The sequence below is a fragment of the Methanobrevibacter cuticularis genome, from assembly GCF_001639285.1.
Lineage (GTDB): Archaea > Methanobacteriota > Methanobacteria > Methanobacteriales > Methanobacteriaceae > Methanobaculum > Methanobaculum cuticulare.
In genome coordinates, this window is record NZ_LWMW01000094.1 from 1 (window position 1) to 18,283 (window position 18,283).

The 18,283-nt window shown below is 27.7% G+C and carries 19 protein-coding genes; 7 read left to right on the top strand and 12 right to left on the bottom strand.

The window, feature by feature from the left end:
* Positions 1–1,071: 1,071 nt before the first annotated feature.
* From MBCUT_RS04475 to MBCUT_RS04490, 4 genes are all read right to left on the bottom strand, one after another.
* On the bottom strand, positions 1,072–1,617 hold the full coding sequence (locus MBCUT_RS04475) for a DUF2115 family protein (RefSeq protein ID WP_084270714.1): 546 nt from the start codon (positions 1,615–1,617) through the stop codon (positions 1,072–1,074).
* Between the two features lie 178 nt (positions 1,618–1,795).
* Positions 1,796–2,761, bottom strand: a complete 966-nt coding sequence (gene mtnA / locus MBCUT_RS04480) for an S-methyl-5-thioribose-1-phosphate isomerase (protein WP_067259370.1) — start codon at positions 2,759–2,761, stop codon at positions 1,796–1,798.
* A gap of 749 nt (positions 2,762–3,510) precedes the next feature.
* Positions 3,511–4,383, bottom strand: coding sequence for a radical SAM protein (locus MBCUT_RS04485; protein ID WP_067259373.1), 873 nt, complete (start codon positions 4,381–4,383; stop codon positions 3,511–3,513).
* Between the two features lie 401 nt (positions 4,384–4,784).
* Positions 4,785–5,342, bottom strand: a complete 558-nt coding sequence (locus MBCUT_RS04490; protein WP_067259375.1) for a methanogenesis marker 17 protein — start codon at positions 5,340–5,342, stop codon at positions 4,785–4,787.
* Positions 5,343–5,915: 573 nt separating this feature from the next.
* On the opposite strand from MBCUT_RS04490, the gene MBCUT_RS04495 reads away from it, so the two are divergent.
* The 5 genes from MBCUT_RS04495 to MBCUT_RS04515 all read left to right on the top strand — a co-directional run bounded on the left by MBCUT_RS04495 (position 5,916) and on the right by MBCUT_RS04515 (position 10,397).
* A complete protein-coding gene (locus tag MBCUT_RS04495) occupies positions 5,916–7,808 on the top strand; it encodes a hypothetical protein (protein WP_067259378.1) in 1,893 nt (630 codons plus the stop codon).
* A gap of 728 nt (positions 7,809–8,536) precedes the next feature.
* Entirely contained in the window at positions 8,537–8,872 is a 336-nt protein-coding gene (locus tag MBCUT_RS04500) for an ATP-binding protein (protein ID WP_169805391.1), read from the top strand.
* A complete protein-coding gene (locus MBCUT_RS04505; protein ID WP_169805392.1) occupies positions 8,826–9,038 on the top strand; it encodes a hypothetical protein in 213 nt (70 codons plus the stop codon). The genes MBCUT_RS04500 and MBCUT_RS04505 overlap by 47 nt, the downstream gene beginning before the upstream one ends.
* A complete protein-coding gene (locus MBCUT_RS04510) occupies positions 9,035–9,697 on the top strand; it encodes a hypothetical protein (protein ID WP_067259385.1) in 663 nt (220 codons plus the stop codon). The genes MBCUT_RS04505 and MBCUT_RS04510 overlap by 4 nt, the downstream gene beginning before the upstream one ends.
* A gap of 94 nt (positions 9,698–9,791) precedes the next feature.
* Positions 9,792–10,397: a hypothetical protein gene (locus tag MBCUT_RS04515; protein ID WP_067259386.1), complete on the top strand. Its 606-nt coding sequence runs from the start codon at positions 9,792–9,794 to the stop codon at positions 10,395–10,397.
* A 13-nt stretch (positions 10,398–10,410) separates the two neighbouring features.
* Here the strand turns inward: MBCUT_RS04515 and MBCUT_RS04520 are convergent, their stop codons facing one another.
* Positions 10,411–10,626 (bottom strand): hypothetical protein, encoded by a 216-nt coding sequence (locus MBCUT_RS04520; protein WP_067259388.1) that lies wholly within the window; start codon positions 10,624–10,626, stop codon positions 10,411–10,413.
* A 372-nt stretch (positions 10,627–10,998) separates the two neighbouring features.
* Here MBCUT_RS04520 and MBCUT_RS04525 point away from each other — a divergent pair, with 372 nt between their 5' ends.
* On the top strand, positions 10,999–11,178 hold the full coding sequence (locus tag MBCUT_RS04525) for a hypothetical protein (protein WP_067259391.1): 180 nt from the start codon (positions 10,999–11,001) through the stop codon (positions 11,176–11,178).
* Positions 11,175–11,603 (top strand): HVO_A0114 family putative DNA-binding protein, encoded by a 429-nt coding sequence (locus MBCUT_RS04530; RefSeq protein WP_067259393.1) that lies wholly within the window; start codon positions 11,175–11,177, stop codon positions 11,601–11,603. Before MBCUT_RS04525 ends, MBCUT_RS04530 begins: the two co-directional genes overlap by 4 nt.
* 30 nt (positions 11,604–11,633) lie before the next feature.
* Here the strand turns inward: MBCUT_RS04530 and MBCUT_RS04535 are convergent, their stop codons facing one another.
* From MBCUT_RS04535 to MBCUT_RS04565, 7 genes are all read right to left on the bottom strand, one after another.
* Entirely contained in the window at positions 11,634–12,215 is a 582-nt protein-coding gene (locus tag MBCUT_RS04535) for a tyrosine-type recombinase/integrase (RefSeq protein ID WP_067259396.1), read from the bottom strand.
* Positions 12,167–12,745 (bottom strand): hypothetical protein, encoded by a 579-nt coding sequence (locus MBCUT_RS04540; RefSeq protein WP_067259398.1) that lies wholly within the window; start codon positions 12,743–12,745, stop codon positions 12,167–12,169. Before MBCUT_RS04540 ends, MBCUT_RS04535 begins: the two co-directional genes overlap by 49 nt.
* A gap of 94 nt (positions 12,746–12,839) precedes the next feature.
* The gene (locus MBCUT_RS04545) at positions 12,840–14,084 is read right to left on the bottom strand and encodes a methanogenesis marker 15 protein (protein ID WP_067259400.1); all 1,245 of its coding nucleotides are present in this window, start codon (positions 14,082–14,084) and stop codon (positions 12,840–12,842) included.
* Positions 14,077–14,538, bottom strand: a complete 462-nt coding sequence (locus MBCUT_RS04550; protein WP_067259403.1) for a methanogenesis marker 5 protein — start codon at positions 14,536–14,538, stop codon at positions 14,077–14,079. Before MBCUT_RS04550 ends, MBCUT_RS04545 begins: the two co-directional genes overlap by 8 nt.
* 232 nt (positions 14,539–14,770) lie before the next feature.
* Complete coding sequence (locus MBCUT_RS04555; protein ID WP_067259405.1) at positions 14,771–15,289, bottom strand: methanogenesis marker 6 protein; 519 nt, start codon at positions 15,287–15,289, stop codon at positions 14,771–14,773.
* Between the two features lie 147 nt (positions 15,290–15,436).
* Complete coding sequence (gene mmp3, locus MBCUT_RS04560; protein ID WP_067259407.1) at positions 15,437–16,996, bottom strand: methyl-coenzyme M reductase-associated protein Mmp3; 1,560 nt, start codon at positions 16,994–16,996, stop codon at positions 15,437–15,439.
* A gap of 15 nt (positions 16,997–17,011) precedes the next feature.
* Complete coding sequence (locus MBCUT_RS04565) at positions 17,012–17,989, bottom strand: methanogenesis marker 2 protein (protein WP_067259410.1); 978 nt, start codon at positions 17,987–17,989, stop codon at positions 17,012–17,014.
* Between the last annotated feature and the right edge of the window lie 294 nt (positions 17,990–18,283).

An 18,283-nucleotide genomic window follows, 5' to 3' on the forward strand; every position in this document is an offset into this window, starting at 1 on the left:
CCCATATATAAAGATATCAATTCTACAAACTCCATTACTCATTTACGAACAAATAAGAACTTAGATACAATTCCATGAACTGCCCCCCCCCCCTTAAAGTTTTAAGAACTTAAAACCATTATAACAAAAATTAAACACAAAAAATTATCATACTCATAAAAATAAGCTATTTAACCCATCCCCTAATTTTCCACACATTTTTTCATTTAAATGAATATCATGAAAAAATTTTCAAAAAAATGAATCAGACCCTCTGTTTTATCCAAAGCTAGATAAAATCTCAAGTAGAATAATAACATCTACACAATCTTCCAAGAAAAAAATTATAGTAAAAATTCATAATCTTTAGTGAATAATGATCAAAAAAGCACTACTACCCAGGCACATGAAACTAATAACAAAATTAAGCTAAAAAAAGAATATGATGTTTTATCAAAAAGTTTATAATGTTAGATTAAAGAATTATAATTTCATATTTTTATAATAAATCTTTAATTAAAAATTCTATAGTCCTGAAAGAAAATATTCTAATTAATGGTTTGTTGAAATATTAATCTATTTCATAAATATAAGTTGTTATTATCTTTAATTTCTAGAATAATCTTTAATAATTTTATTATATAAAAAAATATATATTATAATTATTTAATTTAATTAATAGATTAGTATACAAATTTTTTAAAAAACATTATTACTTCAAAACTTTATTTTCTGGACTATAAAAGATTTTTATAAAAAAATAAAATTTGAAATTATGATAATTTTTAAGTAAAGAAAATAATCATAAAAAATAAGAATATAGTACTTCTCGTGACTTATCTAACATTCGATCATTAACAATTGAGTTTGGAAAAAAGCTCTAAAAACCTTTAAAAACATGAATAAATACTTACAAACTGGAAAAAATATTTTCCATTATTGTTTTGTCCATGTCAAAAAAGTTTGGAAAAATACTATAATTATGAAAAATAACAAATATCACGAAAAGATGGTATTTGACTACTCAGAAATAGAAAATAAAGAGCTATAATAAGTAAAGAGTTAATGAAGAAATAAAAATCAGAAAAAATATTAGATATCTGATTTACAAATGCAAAATGAACATAAAGAATTAGGGTTTTTAATCTGTTTACTTTTAACTGGACAAAAATATTCATCATTGATCTCTTTAATTTTTAAATTTTCGCCAGGAAAAGTTGTTCCAACAGGATGAATCGGTTTTTGAATCAAAAAAACAGAATAAAAAGTAACTAAAATAGAAATTATATTAAACTTTTCTTCACCATCATAAAGATTATCACAATTTAGAAAATTCATGATAGATTTAATAGCTATATTAAACTTTTTTTTATCAATAGTATTTAAGTAATAGCTATTATCATTCTTGATTTCATTAATACGAAGCAATTGTGATAAAATAGATTCTGTGTAGTGTTCCTTGTATTGATTTTGAATATATTTAAAATCTTCTCTTAAAAAAGTACTCATACCCATGATTGTATTAATTGAAACTTTCTTAGATTCTTCTTTTAAAATTTCAAAAAGATCCATGGCCTCAATTTCTTCATTTTGGCCTAATTTCTTTAATTCGTTTAATAATTTTTCTAATTCGCTCATTTAATCAAATCAATTAAAAATATATAAAAATTCATTTTACTAATTTTACTTCAATTAGAAGTATAATTATTGAAAGTATTAATTAATGAAGGTATAATTATTGAAAGTATTAATTAATGAAGGTATAATTATTGAAAATATTAATTAATGAAGGTATAATTAGTGAAAGCATGAAAAATCATTTGTATTTTAGCTTTTGGAAAAAGTCTTGAAATTTATTAGGGTCTATTATTCCTTTTTCTGTTATTATTCCTGTAATAAGATCACTTGGAACTATATCAAAAGCAGGGTTTATAACTTCAGTCCCCTTTGGAGCTATTCTGCAGCCTCCATAATAAAGAACCTCTTCAGGGTTTCTTTCTTCAATTTCTGTATCATAAATAGAAATTTCATGATCAAAAGTACTCAAAGGAGCAGCTACATAAAAAGGAACATGAAACCTATTAGCAGATAGGGCAACCATAAGGGAGCCAATTTTGTTAACTATACCATCTTTAGCTACCCTATCTGCACCAATTACAACCTTGTTTATTTTTCCTTGTTGCATCAAGTATCCTGCAGCTACATCTGGAATCAATTTCACAGGAATGTTTTCTTGCTGCAATTCCCAAACACTAAGTCTTGCTCCTTGACCCACAGGTCTGGTCTCATCACAAATGACATTGATTTTTTTATCTTGATGAAAGGCAGATCTAACTACTCCAAGAGCTGTTCCGTAATCAACACAAGCCAAGGCTCCTGCGTTACAATGAGTTAATATTGTATCTCCATCTGAAATAATTTCAGCACCATTGCGACCAATAGCTAAATTAGTATCAATATCTTCATGATACATAGCTATTGCCTCATCAACAGGGTTATCTGAAGCAAGGACTCGATCAACTGCCCAAAACAAGTTTACGGCAGTTGGTCTTGAAGCTTTTATTTCTTCAGCTACTTTACGCATATTTTCCCCATCAAGTTGAGCTAATGCCACTCCAAAGGCTGCTGCCACACCAATAGCTGGAGCACCACGCACAACCATGGTTTTAATAGCTACAATAACATCATTATAATTATCACAAACAAAATAGCTTAATTTATCAGGAAGTTTTCTTTGATCTACAAGAATAAGTTTATTATCTTTCCATTCCATTGTTTTCATTTGATCACCCAATAATTAACAACATAAATCCATTGCAAACAATTAAGAACACCATACTATGATTCATTGCTAATAATTTAATACAATGTTTAAATTATAGCATATTGCTACAATGTTTAAATTATAGCATATTGCTACAATGTTTAAATTATAGTATATTGCTTAAAATTTGAAACACATGATATATTCATAATCTTCTTTGTTTTCATTATCTATTAATCCATGTTTAATATATCTTTTATCTTTTTATTATATTCTTTTTGTAGGTTTTTAGCCCTATCTAACTGACTGTTATCTATTCTAATAGTCGTTTTAGGGTTTTCCATTTTTAAACTTCCTTTTAGCTATAAATAAATTGATATTCTTGTTTTTCTAGTCCTTCTTTAATGTATTTTTCCATCAATTCCATTTGTGTAGTATCTAATTTAGCTGAAGCTATTTTTAATTTTCTTATTAATTCAGAATTTAATATTAAACTAGTTTTTTTCTTAGTGGTATAATCACCTTATAAAAATTATATTATATAAAAAATATAATTATTGCCAAAAATTTCGTGCTTGATTATATCTAAAAATCTAGTTAATTAATTAAAGAATGGATTAATAGAAAAAAATAATACAGGAAAAAGTAGAGCTTCATTTTTATGAATCTCATAATTCCCCTTTGTATTTATAATGTTCTTTTAAACTATTTAAAGTTGTTATTGTTATTATTAATAATAACAATATTATAAATGTTTTTGATTAATATTAGTAATGACTTGCAGGAGTCATGCCTAAATGTTTGTCTTCATTTTTCTTACCAGGAATTCCAAAAGCATCTGCTCTACACTGTGTGCAGGCTCTGAAAACTGGTATGATTTCTTCAACTTCATCCCTAACTTTCTCGATTTCAGCACAAGTTGGTTTGGAATATTCTTTCATTTTATTTAATGGGATAAGTGGAAGGACATTCATAAGGGAAGCTCCTCGTTTTTTAACCTCTTTAGCTATTTCTACAATGTGCTCATCATTGAGTCCAGGAATCAATACACTATTCACCTTTATAATAACTCCTAGATTTGAAAGCTTTTCAATTCCTTCAAGTTGGTTTTTGATTAATATTTCAACTGCTTCCTTTCCTTTGTAGACTTTTCCTTTATATTTAATAAATGAGTATATGTCTTTAGCTATTTCTGGATCAATTGCATTAACTGTTACAGTAACTGTATTTACCCCAAGATTAGCTATTTCTTCTGCCTTTTCGGGAAGAAGAAGTCCATTAGTACTCATACATTTTATAAGATCTGGGTTTGTATCTCCAAGTTTTTTAAAAAATTCATAGGTTTCTTCATTAGCTAATGCATCTCCAGGACCAGCTACCCCAACTACAGAAATAGGGCCTTCTTTTGTAACATCTTTAACATGTTCAATAGCTGCATCTGGATCCATTACACAAGCAGCAACTCCAGGTCTTGCTTCATCTTTGTTTATATCCCTAGTACAGAAATTACAATAGATATTACATTTAGGAGCTATAGGAACATGAGCCCGACCTACTTTATCATGCATTTTTTCATTAAAACATGGATGAGCTCTTGTAATATGGGCAAATTTTGAACCTTCGCCTTTTTGTTCTTTCATAAGTGTCACCTTCTAAATATATGATATAATTAACAGTGAATAGGATAACTAAATAATAAATTATAATAATCTCAACCATTATCCATATAAAATTATAATAATCTCAGCCATTATCCATAAAATTATAATAATCTCAACCATTATCCATAAAATTATAATAATCTCAACCATTATCCATAAAATTATAATAATCTCAACCATTATCCATAAAATTATAAGAAAATTATAATGAACTTATAGTATGTAATTCATTATATATTATATTTGCTATTAAAATGAAACAGTTTAGTATAGTATAAACTAAGGTTATTGATTACTCTAAAACAAGTTAGATATATTTGAATTAGATTTTAGTTACTATTAATACACAATTTCAAGTGAATAAATATAATAATAGAAATTTAAACCTTTTTCAGCTCTTCAACATATTCTCTACCTTTTTTAATCCAAGAATCTTTAATCAATTCATCAGTGCAAATAATAGCTATTATATCTCCTTGAGAGATGTCTCTAATTATTCGAAACCCTTCTGGAATTATTCTAAATGCAGCATCATAAACTCTTTTTTTAAGGTTTTCATATGGATCATCAATTATCAAAGTGTCTAAAATTTCTTGATTTCCTTCAAGAATTATACTGGATCTATTAGGTTGATGTATATTTTCTCTACCTTTCTCAAGCCAAAGTTTTCTTAAAACATTCGGAAGAAAATTTTCATTAATAATTTTTATTACAGTTTCATTTTCTTCCTTATTGTATTTTATATTGGCAACAGAGCCTAAAGTAGTGAAATTGGAAGTTTTATTCATTTTCATAGCTAAAATAAACACAACTTCCTTAGGATCTACGCATACTCTCATGTCTTTGATAGATGGAGAAAGTTGAAGGTCTTGGAAGATCTGTTTGATGATCATCTCATAAACAGCTGCTCCTTCTTTATCATTAGATTCTACTAACATTGAAATATACCTCATTTAAATCAAAAAAGATCCATTTGATATCATTTTTATTTATAATATTATAATGATTAAATATTCCTTTTTATATTATTAAATTATTTAATTAAATACTCCTTTTTATAGTATTAAATTTTATATTATTAAATAACTCAATTAAATACTCCTTTTTATAGTATTAAATTATTTAATGCTATTTTTTCTCTTGTCTTTTGCCCATTCCTGAAACAATATTTTTCTGATTAGTTTTTTATCATTTTTAACATACATTCTTATTAATTTTTATTACCATTATTTTCATAAAGAATTAAATAAAATTAAGTTTTATAATTTTTTGTTGGACTAACATAATAAATTTTTACATTATTTATTTTAAGATTTGTTTTTTGGCGTATTTTTTACTAGTTTTTTATTAATGTGAAATTCTTAAGAATATATTTGTTGGACAATTTTTTATTAAATATTAATACATACGAACTGTTAGTACTCTATTTAAATATTATGAATAATAAAAATATAGTTGTCATATAAATATTATGACAATTTATTATAAAAAATATAAAAGGAGGTGAAAAAATGAAAAAAAATAAAAACAACTTACCTAAAAAGATTTTAATCCCTACTATAATATTAGTATTGTTCTTTATTAGTTTATCAGGAGTGAATGCAGCAGATGTGTACATGAATTCAACTAATAACACAATAGCTAATGTTATCGCAAATGGAACAAATGATGGCGACACAATATATCTAGACGAAGGAACATACAACTATACACATCTTAACAGTACTCAAGGTATACTTATAAATAAAACCTTAAAAATAATCGGAAAAGGAGCAGACAAAACAATAATAGACGCCAACCAAATGGGCAGAATATTCAACATCACAAATACAGGAAACTTAACACTAATCAACATCACACTAACCAACGCAACCACTACTAATAATGGAGGGGCAATCTACAACAACCAAGGAACATTAACAATAACCAACTGCAAGTTCATTAATAACAGTGCAAATATTTATGGTGGAGTAATCTATAATAGTGCAAGCAATCTTTTTATTAATAATTCTAGTTTTATTAACAATATTGCTACTCACGGAGGAGCTATTCGTCTTGAAAATGGAAATAATAATATTTTGAATAACTCTATTTTTCTCAATAATATTGGGAAGGCTGGTGGTGGAGCTATCTCTAATCTGGCTAAAAATGGAATAATATATAATTGTAATTTCACCAATAATATTGCAGAAGCAAATTATGGTGGTGCAATTACTAATTTGGCTAATAGTGATAACCTTAGTTTAATTAATTCTAATTTCGTGAACAATACTGTAATAAGTGCTAATGGAGGAGCAATCTATATATATCGTAATGGCGCTGTGATTAATTGTAATTTTATAAATAATACTGCCGAAAATGGTAATGGAGGAAGTATTTACATTTATCCTGATGTTATCATAGATATATATAATTCTAGTTTCATAAATAATAATGCAACTAAATATGGTGGGGCAATCGCTAGTGATAGAAATACTATTGTAAATATACATAATACGGTTTTCAGTAACAACAATGGTAGTCATGGTGGGGCAATCATGAATTTCGGTACAAGTATGAAGATATATAATTCCACTTTCATTAAAAATACTGCGACTGAAAATGGAGGTGCAATCGCTAATCAAAATAATGGTGCAATTACTTCATTTAATTCTAGTTTCATAAATAATAATGCAACTAAATATGGTGGGGCAATCTATAACAATGGTAGTAGTCTGAATATTACTGATTGTAATATAATCAATAACTCCAATGGAATATATATAAATTATGGATCACAAAATACAACAATTAATTACAATAGAATTTTCAATAATACAAATTATGATTTATATAACAATGGCAGTAATATAAATGCTGATCTTAACTGGTGGGGGAATAATACTCCAGACAAGATTATAGGTATTATTCCTAATAATTATTTTGTTATGAATGTTACTAACACTACTTCTTTAAATTCCAATGGTACTATCACATTCCAATACACTTTTAAATTAAATAATACTGATTCTTTTGATGCTAGTTTATTACCTTACTTTACTACAGAAGTATATACTAATCTCACTATTGATATTATAACTAGTTTTGATGCTAGATTTGATAGAACCTTTAATGTTACTGTCAATACCACTGAAGATATACTTTACACTTTTATAACTGATAATGAAGTTCAAACATTAGAAGGTAATAGTGTAATACCACCTGAACCAGAACCAACACCAACTCCTACACCAACTCCTACACCAGTACCACCTACACCTACTCCTACTCCAGAACCAAACAATAACCAAACAAATGATAATCCAGAAGCTAATGCTACTATGAAACCGACAGGAATACCAATAAACATACTACTTGTAGTGTTGTTAAGTTTAATAGGATTTGGATATTACCGTAAACAATAAAAATTAAAATTTAAACTTTGAGAGTGTCCCATAATTCGCTTTTTTAGAAATTTTCATGAAATTAATTTTCATATAAATCATTTAAATATTAAATAACTGACAAAATATCCATTAATACCTATAACAAAGTAATTATTTTATTTAATTCAATTTTTAAAGAGTTTATATTATTTTAAATTTAAATAATATATTTTATAAAGATTATTTTTAAAAAATAAAATAATATATATGCCTATATAATATTTAAAGATATTAAATGTGAAATATTTTCATTAAATTTTTTAAAAATCTTAATTATGGGACACTCACACTTTCTTCTTTTTTTCTTCTTTTTACTTTTTAAATTTACAATATAACCTCATACTTAATCAAATAACCAATCTTAATTTTCCCAAAAAAAAGAGTTAAAAAAAAAATAATTTATCACCAAAATTAAATCTTCAATAACCTCTTATTATAAATAAATAAGGTAAAAATTAACCTTGTTTTAAATACTACACAAATAAAAATTAGTTTCATGTATAGCTAACAAAAAAGTATTGAATAAAAAAATCAGCTATACGAAAATATCGTATAGCTCCAAAAAATAATAAAAAATGTTGAGAATCAGTAGGGAAAAAATAGTACAAACATTCCATAATGAATCATTATATTTATATCTTTAAAAAATCAATAGCAACAATAATGGAGTAATTTCTATGGAAAAACAAAAAACTTTAGGACCCATAATGACGGCAAGATCCTTTAAAGACCATGTTAAAAATATTGTTTCTGATCCATATGTAGCTATTGTTGAATTAATTTCAAATTCATGGGATGCTGGAGCTGAAGAGGTGAAAATCACCTGGCCCGAAAAAGTCGGTCAAAAAATAATAATAGAAGATAATGGGGAGGGAATGACGAAAGAAAAATTCCTAAAAATATGGAGAACTCTTGGATATAATAGAACTGAAGAACAAGGCAGGGGAGTTACATATAGAACTAAAAGAAAGGGATATAGAGAAGCATATGGAAAAAATGGAAAAGGAAGGCATGCTCCTTTTTGCTTTACAGGAAAATTATGATGTTGAAACTTGGAAAAACAACGAATATTCTCACTTCAAAATAAAAGAAAATAATAATGAAGGATTTGAAGTATCCATAATCGAATCAAAAAAACTAAAGAAAATAAAAATGGGACAAAAATATATTTTAAACTTAAAGATAATTATTGTAAATCAAATACTATGAAAAAAGAAATAGGTTCTATCTTTCTAACAGACCCTGAATTCAACATATATTTTAATAATGAAAAAATAAAACTCCTCGATTTAGATAATAATATAGAAACTATTGAATGTGATATATCTAACGATAAAAAAGTTGAAATTGTTAAATTAGAATCTCCTAAAAAAACTAGAACTACACAATTTCATGGAGTAACATGGATCAGTGGCAAAAAAAGAATTAAAAATACCGCATGGAAAGATATATTAGATGGTAGGATTCCAAAAGCCAAAAAATATTCATTCATTGTTAAAGCAGACATTTTAAAAGATGAATTAAACGACAATAACACCGATTTCAAAAAAAATAAAAAGGTGGAAACTATAGTTAATACTATAAACAAATGTATAATAGAATCAACACATAATATTTTAAAAGATGAAAGAAGCATAACCAAAAAACAAATCGCAACTAAACACATTAAAGATATAAAACAATTAAGCAATTTAAAAAAAGATTATGTCGGATCTTTCATAACAAAAGTTCAAAAGAAATGTCCTACAATCAAAGAACCAGATCTAGAAGCAACAACAAAAATATTTATAGATATGAATAAAACAAAAACAGGCTATGATCTTCTACACAGAATTGCAAAATTGGGACCAGAAGAATTGATGATTTGAATGAAATTTTAAAAAAACGTAGTATACATGAAATTAAAACAGTTATAAGCCTAATTTATGAAAGATTAGAATTTATTGAAATATTAGAAAAAAAATGGATGATTGTGCAATTAAAGAAGAAGAATTACAAATGTTATTTGAAATTGGGCATTGGGTATTTGGTTATTATTATGAGTCTGTTGAATTTACATCAGACAAAGACTTAGCACATGTCGTGAAAAAATTATTTGAGAAGAAAAAAATCAGCTTGAAAAAACCTAGGATAAGACCCGATTTTGTAGTATTACCCGATTCCTCTATTGGTTTTTACAGCTTAAAAGAACACGATTCTGGGGATGGACCTAGTGAAATTGAAAGATTGTTGATAATAGAATTGAAACGACCAGGAATTAAAATAAAAATCAAAGAGAGAAATCAAGCCGAAATGTATGCTACAGAACTTTTAAATAGTAAACATATTACTGAAAAAACAAAAGTTGATGTATATATCTTAGGAAGCGAAGTAGAAATTAGGGGATTTCCTTTAGATGGTACTAATATCAACATTAAACCTATGCAATATCATAAAATATTAGCAAATGCTGAAAAACGATTATTAAATTTAAGAAAATTGATTAAAAAAACAAAAGGAATTTCTGATGAAATAACAGATCCAGATATTAAAGAAGTAGTGAGTCAGAAAAGTTTAAACATTGATTAACTTATTTAGTATTCTATTTAATATTATCTATCAATGACTCAACATGAATTTTTTCAATAGCTATTTTATATTCGGAATAAAAAGTAAAAGGAACATTAAACCTGTAACATATCTTTATAAATTCTCCAATATCTTCCTTTAAGCAGAATTCCAGACAATATATTTCTTCATATTCATATATTTCTTCAAAAAAAATATATCTATTTTCTAACCATTTTTTTGTATCCATTATATCACGAGAATTTAAAATTCGTTTTTTTCTTGATAAAACAGTCTATACAATATCTATATTAAGAAAAATCCAAGAGCAAATAAAAATTAATTCAATACTGGGTGTGAGCAAAATAAAAAAAATAATATTTAAAATAAATTAAAATTATAAAACAATTAATTATAATTTCAGCTGTAAAAATAAGTAAAAAACTAACAAAAACAAATTATTATATAAATACTTTGTTAAAATATACAATATATTTATATAGTACTGATGACATACAATATAATATGAAAAATAGGACTAAATAGGACTACTTCAAAAACACTAATCGAAAACAAAGAAGTATATAGCGACAAATCAGCAAGAGGGGGGGCGATAGTAATAATGCCTGATGAAGTAAGAGTAGACAACTATCATGGATTTCTACATATACACCTAAGCCTTAACGGAGACAAAATACCAATAAAAAATAATAACAGGGATGAAGTTTTTATAATAATTAGAAATCACATAATAAAAAATAAAGATATAATAAAAAAAGAATTATTAGAGGAGTTATTATGATAGAAATAAAATTAACAAGAAAAATAAAAGGAAAAAAATTAACTAAAGAATTTGAAGAACATTATGGATCTATTCAAAAATTAAAAAATATATTCAAAAAAGGAAAAGGAGACATGAAACTCCAAATGGATTTAGAAAACTGGGAATACTTTTTAGAACATCCAAATGAAGAAATAGAACAAGATAAAATAATTTACACAGACAAAACAAAAATATCAATGATAGACTTAGAATTACTAAACTTTATCAAATATGAAAAACCAAAATCAATAACAGAACTAGCTAAATATCTTGAAAAAGATGTTGCAAATATTCAAAGAAAAGTAGACACACTAGAACAAGAAGGATTTTTAGAACTAGAAAAAGGGAATAGAAACAGCAAAATCCCTGTCTTAAATTATGATAAAATAGAAATAGCTATTTAAAATAATTTAAAATAAATAATAAATTATTTATTATTTATTTTGTATGTCTTGTATTATTTTTTGCAGAGTTTGTTTTTTAAGATCTTCAATAGTTTTATTATCATTTTCTAATGCCACTACCCTCTCTTCAAGAGCTTGTTTTTCCCTTTCAATCTTTAAAACTTCTTGAGGTTTAAATTCGTGGACTTTAGTATCACGAATACTTAAATGAGGTATTAATTTAATATAAAATCTTTTCATGACTTCAGTATTCACTTCATTATAAGCATCATGAACTTGTGAGTTGTTAGAATGCCCGGACAATAAGTTAACTTTTGCTAAATCTCCACTGTTATGGTTACATGTACTAATAAAGAATTTTCTTAATGCATGAGCATGGAAAAAGCGTTTACCATCTGGTTTTTTGAAAAATACTCTATCATTGAGTCTTTGAAATATTGTTGTAATGGTGGTAGGATGCATAAATCTATTTTCAGCTTCAAATAAAGGAGATTCGTTAGAAACATTATCTCGTTTTTTTAAATAATTTATTAATACTTCTACACATTCTGGAGTGTTAGCAGTTACACAAATATTGCCTTTTTTCGTGTTTTGGCAGATATAAAATACCAAATTGGTATAATATTATTTGTGTTTTTCATTTGTAGTAATTCATCGATATTGTTACTATTATGGTATTCTTTTGTTGCCTCTACAAAATCTTGTATCTTAAAATTAACAAGATCTCCAATCCTCACTCCTGAAGTAGCTAAAAATAAAATTATTCCTTTGTTCCGAATATTATTGGTAGATTCAACACCTTTTCGTACATCATCAATGTTAGGAATGTTTCCTTCACGAATCAGTAGTTTAGGATTATCAATTTTAATAGGTTTTGGTAATTGAATATCATACTCATTATAAAAAGCTCTTACAGCACTCATATAAGACCCAACAGTATCAACAGCTAAATTTTTTTCATTCAAGAAATTATAATAATTATATAAATAACTTGTGATTTTTCGATCATCCAATGATTTGAAAATGATTTTTTCATTTTTAATATATGGTTGTTCTTCGTCTTTTGCTTCTTCGATTAGTTCTGTTGGTGTTTTTCCTGTCAATTCAAACATGTGAGTGAATACAATCTTATATACTTTCATCCTGTGCTTGGATACTCCTTTTCTTATTTTAATCTTTTATTTAATTTTTCATCTTCTATAATTTCCATGTTTAATATTATTCTATTAATATTATTTAAAGTTCATGGGAACGTCTTTTACCCATTCCTGAAACTAAAAGTGCTGCACCAACAGCTCCAATATGTTGAGAATGTTCTGGGACTATGACATCTATTCCACCTAAAGTTTCACTAACTGCTTTAACAAGACCAGAAATAAGAGAAGTTCCTCCTACTTGGATAAGGGGTTCACGGATGTCAATCTCTTGGAGTTGTTGTTCATAAACTTGTTCAGCCACTGAATGACACGCAGCTGCAGCTACATCTTCTTTGGATCCTCCTGCAGCAAGTGTAGTAACTAAATCCTGAATACCAAAGACAATACAATAGCTATTTAATACAGCATTTTGATAATTCCCATTAATAGCTAAAGGACCGAGTTCTGTGATATCTACATCTAATCTTCTTGCAGTCATGTCTAAAAATCTTCCAGATGCTCCTGCACAGATTCCTCCCATGGTAAAGTTATCAGGAATACCATCATTGACTGTTATAACTTTATTATCCATTCCTCCAATATCTAAGACGGTAGCTTCTCCTTTTTGATGACCTGCTAAATACACAGCACCTTTAGCATTAACAGATAACTCTTCTTGTATGAGATCGGCTTTAAGATTTTTACCTATTGTAAGTCTCCCATAACCTGTAGTTCCAATTCCATCAACATCATCCATACTATATCCAGTTCCTTCAAAAGCATCTTTAGCTGCTGTATCAACAGAGCCCATAATATCTTTAGTAGAGGTCCAGCCAGCTCCAATAATACTATTGTTTTCCATTACTACGACCTTTGTTGTGGTCGATCCAGAATCAATACCTAAAGTTAGTCCTTCTTGTTTTTCACGTGCCAAAATGCTTCTTCTAGCTACAGTTGTAGTTAATGCTTCCATACGGATAAATAATTCATCAGCTTTTGTTCGCTCAGTAAAAGAATAGGTGACAACAGGAATTCTTGTATTCTCTTGAATGAATCGTCTTACTTCATTACGAACTAAAGCGCCTTCTGCACATCGAAAACAGGTAGCTATAAAAACTGCATCAGTTTTGCTTTTTCCCTCAACAATAGACATAGCTCTTGCAATCATAAGACGTAAACTTGAACTTTGAGCAGAAAAACCAAATTTTTTAGTGGCTTCATCAATATACTCTAAATCTATTTCAGGAATCACTATTTCTGAGCCAAAAGTATTGGCTGCTTTTTCTATTTCTTTTTGAATACCACTGTATTCTGTACCACATGAAATTAAAGCTATTTTAACCATTGTTTTCCTCCTCAGATTTAGGCAAGGAATCTAGGAAAGTATTAATCTTATTAACCATGTCTGTAGTTTCTTCTTTAGTTTTAGGATAAACCAACTCAAGAGTTGGAACTCCCCTCCTTCTAAGATAATATGTAGATAATTCATTGGTTCTCGCACAACCAATACATCCAAAACCAAAAGGAGCATCTTCAACAATAATAGCTGCTTCTGCTTCATCTATTAAAGGACCAATTATTGACATTCTTCCACGTACTCCTGATGGAACTTCAATAGCTGCATATTTAAGTCCTTTGATTGGATCTTCTTCTGTAATGTTCATAGGAGGAGAATCTATTTCAGGATCTACAACTTTTTTTCTCACAGCTTTTTGAAGAGCAAGAGGTTCATGACCTTTCCTTTCGATTAAATCTGCCAAAATCAATGAATTGGGGGGAAACATAGCTACTTTTACCATTTTAACATAATCTCCTAACAGTAATTATTTTAATTTAATTATAATATTATTGTTCAAATTAGTCATAATCATGAATTAGTCATGATTATTCTTATTATGGATATTAACCTTCATTATCAGTATTCTTATTCTAAATATTAACCTTCATTATCAGTATTCTTATTCTAAATATTAACCTTCATTATCAGTATTCTTATTCTAAATATTAACCTTCATTATCAGTATTCTTATTCTAAATAGTATCTTTATTTTTATTTTTATTCTTCTTATTCATATTGTGACTGTCTTCACCATTAGAACAACTTTCAATAATGTTTTTAAGTTCATCTACAGGAATACACTTCTCTTCTTCAAGAGAAATTTTTTTTGGATTTTTTAAAGCATCTGAAACATATCCCAATAACTGAAATTCCTTTTCCATTTGATGAAATCCTTCACGAGGCCCTTTTCTATGACCTCTACATCTTCTTGGATCTCCTGGAGGGAAACCACGGTCTTTAGTGAAAATATTATATTGGTCCAATTTTCTAATTTCTTTAATAGCTTCCATAACATCTTCTTCTTTTCCACTGACCATAGCTCCATAGCAAGTTTGTTTAATTGTAAGAGGTAATCCTAACAGATGCAACTGATTAACAATTTCACTTTCACTAACATCAGCTTTAGGACCTAAAATAATCATTCTTGTTGCAACTTCTGGATCCATATCTTCTTCACTAAGATCTGGGTTGATACATACATTTTCAGCCATAATATTCCCCCTTATATTTCTAATAATTCATCAATCAATTATTACAGTTTCAGAGAACAAATAGATAATTCATCTAATTATTACACTTTCAAAGAATAGATAGACGATTCATCTAATTATTACACTTTCAAAGAATAGATAAATAATTCATCTATTTTTCTTGTTATATCTTTGAATGTAGAGTAATTCTCCTTCTTTAAGTTTTTCAATTATATCTAAATCAGTTTTTATTTCTCCAACTATGTTAGTTGAATTAAATGGCTCTCCAGTTGGACCAAATTCACCATTATCTTCAAATCTAACTCCAATCAAACCAACATTCTTTTTGGACATGTTTGTGATTCCAATTTTCCCTGCTTCTATACATTTTTCAGGAGTATTTTCAGGAATCAGTCCTTTAGCTTCTTTATCATTTCCTTCAAACATGGTTAATTTCATTCCAGGAAATGCGAAATGTATTTTCAATGCCCCAATTGGTTTTTCAACCAGTTTAGTGATCTTTTTAAAGTACCAAGATGATCTAGGAGCTTCAGTTTCCTTATCAAATATATCTATCAGAGTTAAGTCCTTTTTATTTATACCTTTTGTTGTAATAGTCCCTTTCTTAATAATATCAATAGAAAATTCAGGCTCTTGAGATACTATCAAAGCATCATCATCTGTAATACCAATTCGCTCATGTTTAATCCCAACTGATTTTAGATAATCAGTTGCTTCTTTTTGAGACTTTGCTAATGTCATTATCCTTTCAGGATTACTTTTAACAGTTATACTGTCTCCAAGCTTAGCTATATCTATTAATTCCATTCCTTTTAGGACCTTACCAACTGTCGTGTGGGAAGAAGCTTTAACTCTGTCTTCTCGATAAATATAAACATTTCCAATCCCTTTTCCAATATTTCTTATTGTGACTGTTCCTCTTTTTCTAATTGTTTCATCTTCAACTGGTTTTCCTAAACCTTGAAGAGAGTAAAACCCAAGAAAAGAATTTGACTCATAATCCACTTCAATCCTATTATTTTCAATAAGAGAAAATAAATGCTCAACAGACTCAGAAGATTTTTCATTAGGTTGGATTTGAACATAAGTAAATAATTGATTTCCTTCCTCTAAAATAGTATTTAAATCAGATACAGAAGCACTATCAGTGATACTTTTTCGCTCAATCACTGGTTCTACAGATACTATTTTATCGTCATCACTTAAAAGAAGTATTGTTCTTTTTCCCCCAACAATTCTTGCGAAAACTCCTTTATTATTGTTAGGTGCTCCATAAACCGCAGAATGACTTTCTTTAGATAGTATCAAATGAGTTGATTCATTACTAAAACCTGATAAACTTAAAATAACATCACCATCATCATAGCTATGTTCATCCATACTTGGTTCAAAATCTGTAACAATTGGACCAATAGCTACTTCATTAGAGGATGTCCATCTTATTTTAAGATTTTCAAATTCTTTGTATTTATTTTTCCATAAATCAATTAGTGGTGCAGCTTCTGTTTCACTAACCATTTCAATTATAATACTTCCTTTAGGTGTCTTCAACTTGTATTTATTAATATTCTTTTCAAATTCCTTTCTTCCTTTAATAAGACAAAGAATACTTCCTTTTTCATAAGGAGCAGTTGAAATATCAATCGCATCTTTTATAGTAGATCCTTCAGGAAGATTTAAAGCTTTCTCATTGATTTCTATTAACATTAAAAGACTCCCAAGCTATGATTTAATATTAAGTACAGGATTTTTCTCTTGATCAAAAACAACCAAAGTTTCATTCCCATATGATAAAAATAATTTTTTCTCTTCAATCACATCACCAACTACAGCCGTCGTGATTGAAACTTCTTTAAGGATATTAATTATCTCATCAATATTTTCTTCCTTTGTAGTTAGAACAAAACCTGCTCCAGGGTACGATTTAAGCCAATCCTCCCAATTTACATTTTTATTTCTTGGAATTTTCTCTAATTCTATACTAGCCCCTACCCCTGATGATTCTAATAACATTTCCAATGTACCAATTGTTCCAGGATTACTTATATCTTTTCCACCAGTAACTAGTCCTTTTTCACCTAATTCTCTCATTGCTTTTATTTGATTTTGAACAATCTTTGCATCTTTTAGATATGTCGTATCCCAATTAAGAGCAAAGTTAGGATGTTGTCTCCCATCCAAATCAATAGCTACAAGAACTTTATCATTGACATTAGCACCAAAACTAGTTATAATTTTATCTTTTTCAGCTGTTCCCACAATTGCAACATCTAGTACATTATAATCAGCATCAGGATGAAGATGCCCTCCTACCATTGGAACATTGAATTTCTTACATCCATCTTTGATTCCATCTAGCAAGTCATCAGTTATCTCATCATTGTTAATGGAGATGATATTAACCATAGCTATAGGTTTACCACCCATTGCTGCAATATCATTGACATTGACTAAAATTGAACAATATCCTGCCCAATAAGGATCTATATCCATTAACTTTCCCCAAATCCCATCAGCAGCAAATAGAATTAACTTGTTGTCTCCAAGATCAATAGCTGAAGCATCATCTCCAAAATTAAGTAAAGTGTCTCCTGCTACATTATAAACATCTTTTAACTTATCAGTAATCTTTTCAATAGATTCTTTACGAACAACACCTTCAAAACTCTGAATAGAACTAACAAGAACACTTAAATCCAAAATCACACCTCAATACAATAAAGTTAGTCTAAATAATTTATAAATAGTTATATTTTCCAAAATTATAGTTTTTAATATAAGTTCTTGTTTTTAATATAATTTTTTCAATAAATAACTTATTTAATGATAATTTTAATAATAACCTCTTTAATGACAATTTCAACAATAACATCTTTAATGGCAATTTCAACAATACATCGTTATTAATAATTAATAAAACAAATCCAATAATAGATTTCAACAATAATCTCTTTAATGACAATTTCAACAATATATTGTTATTAATAATTAATA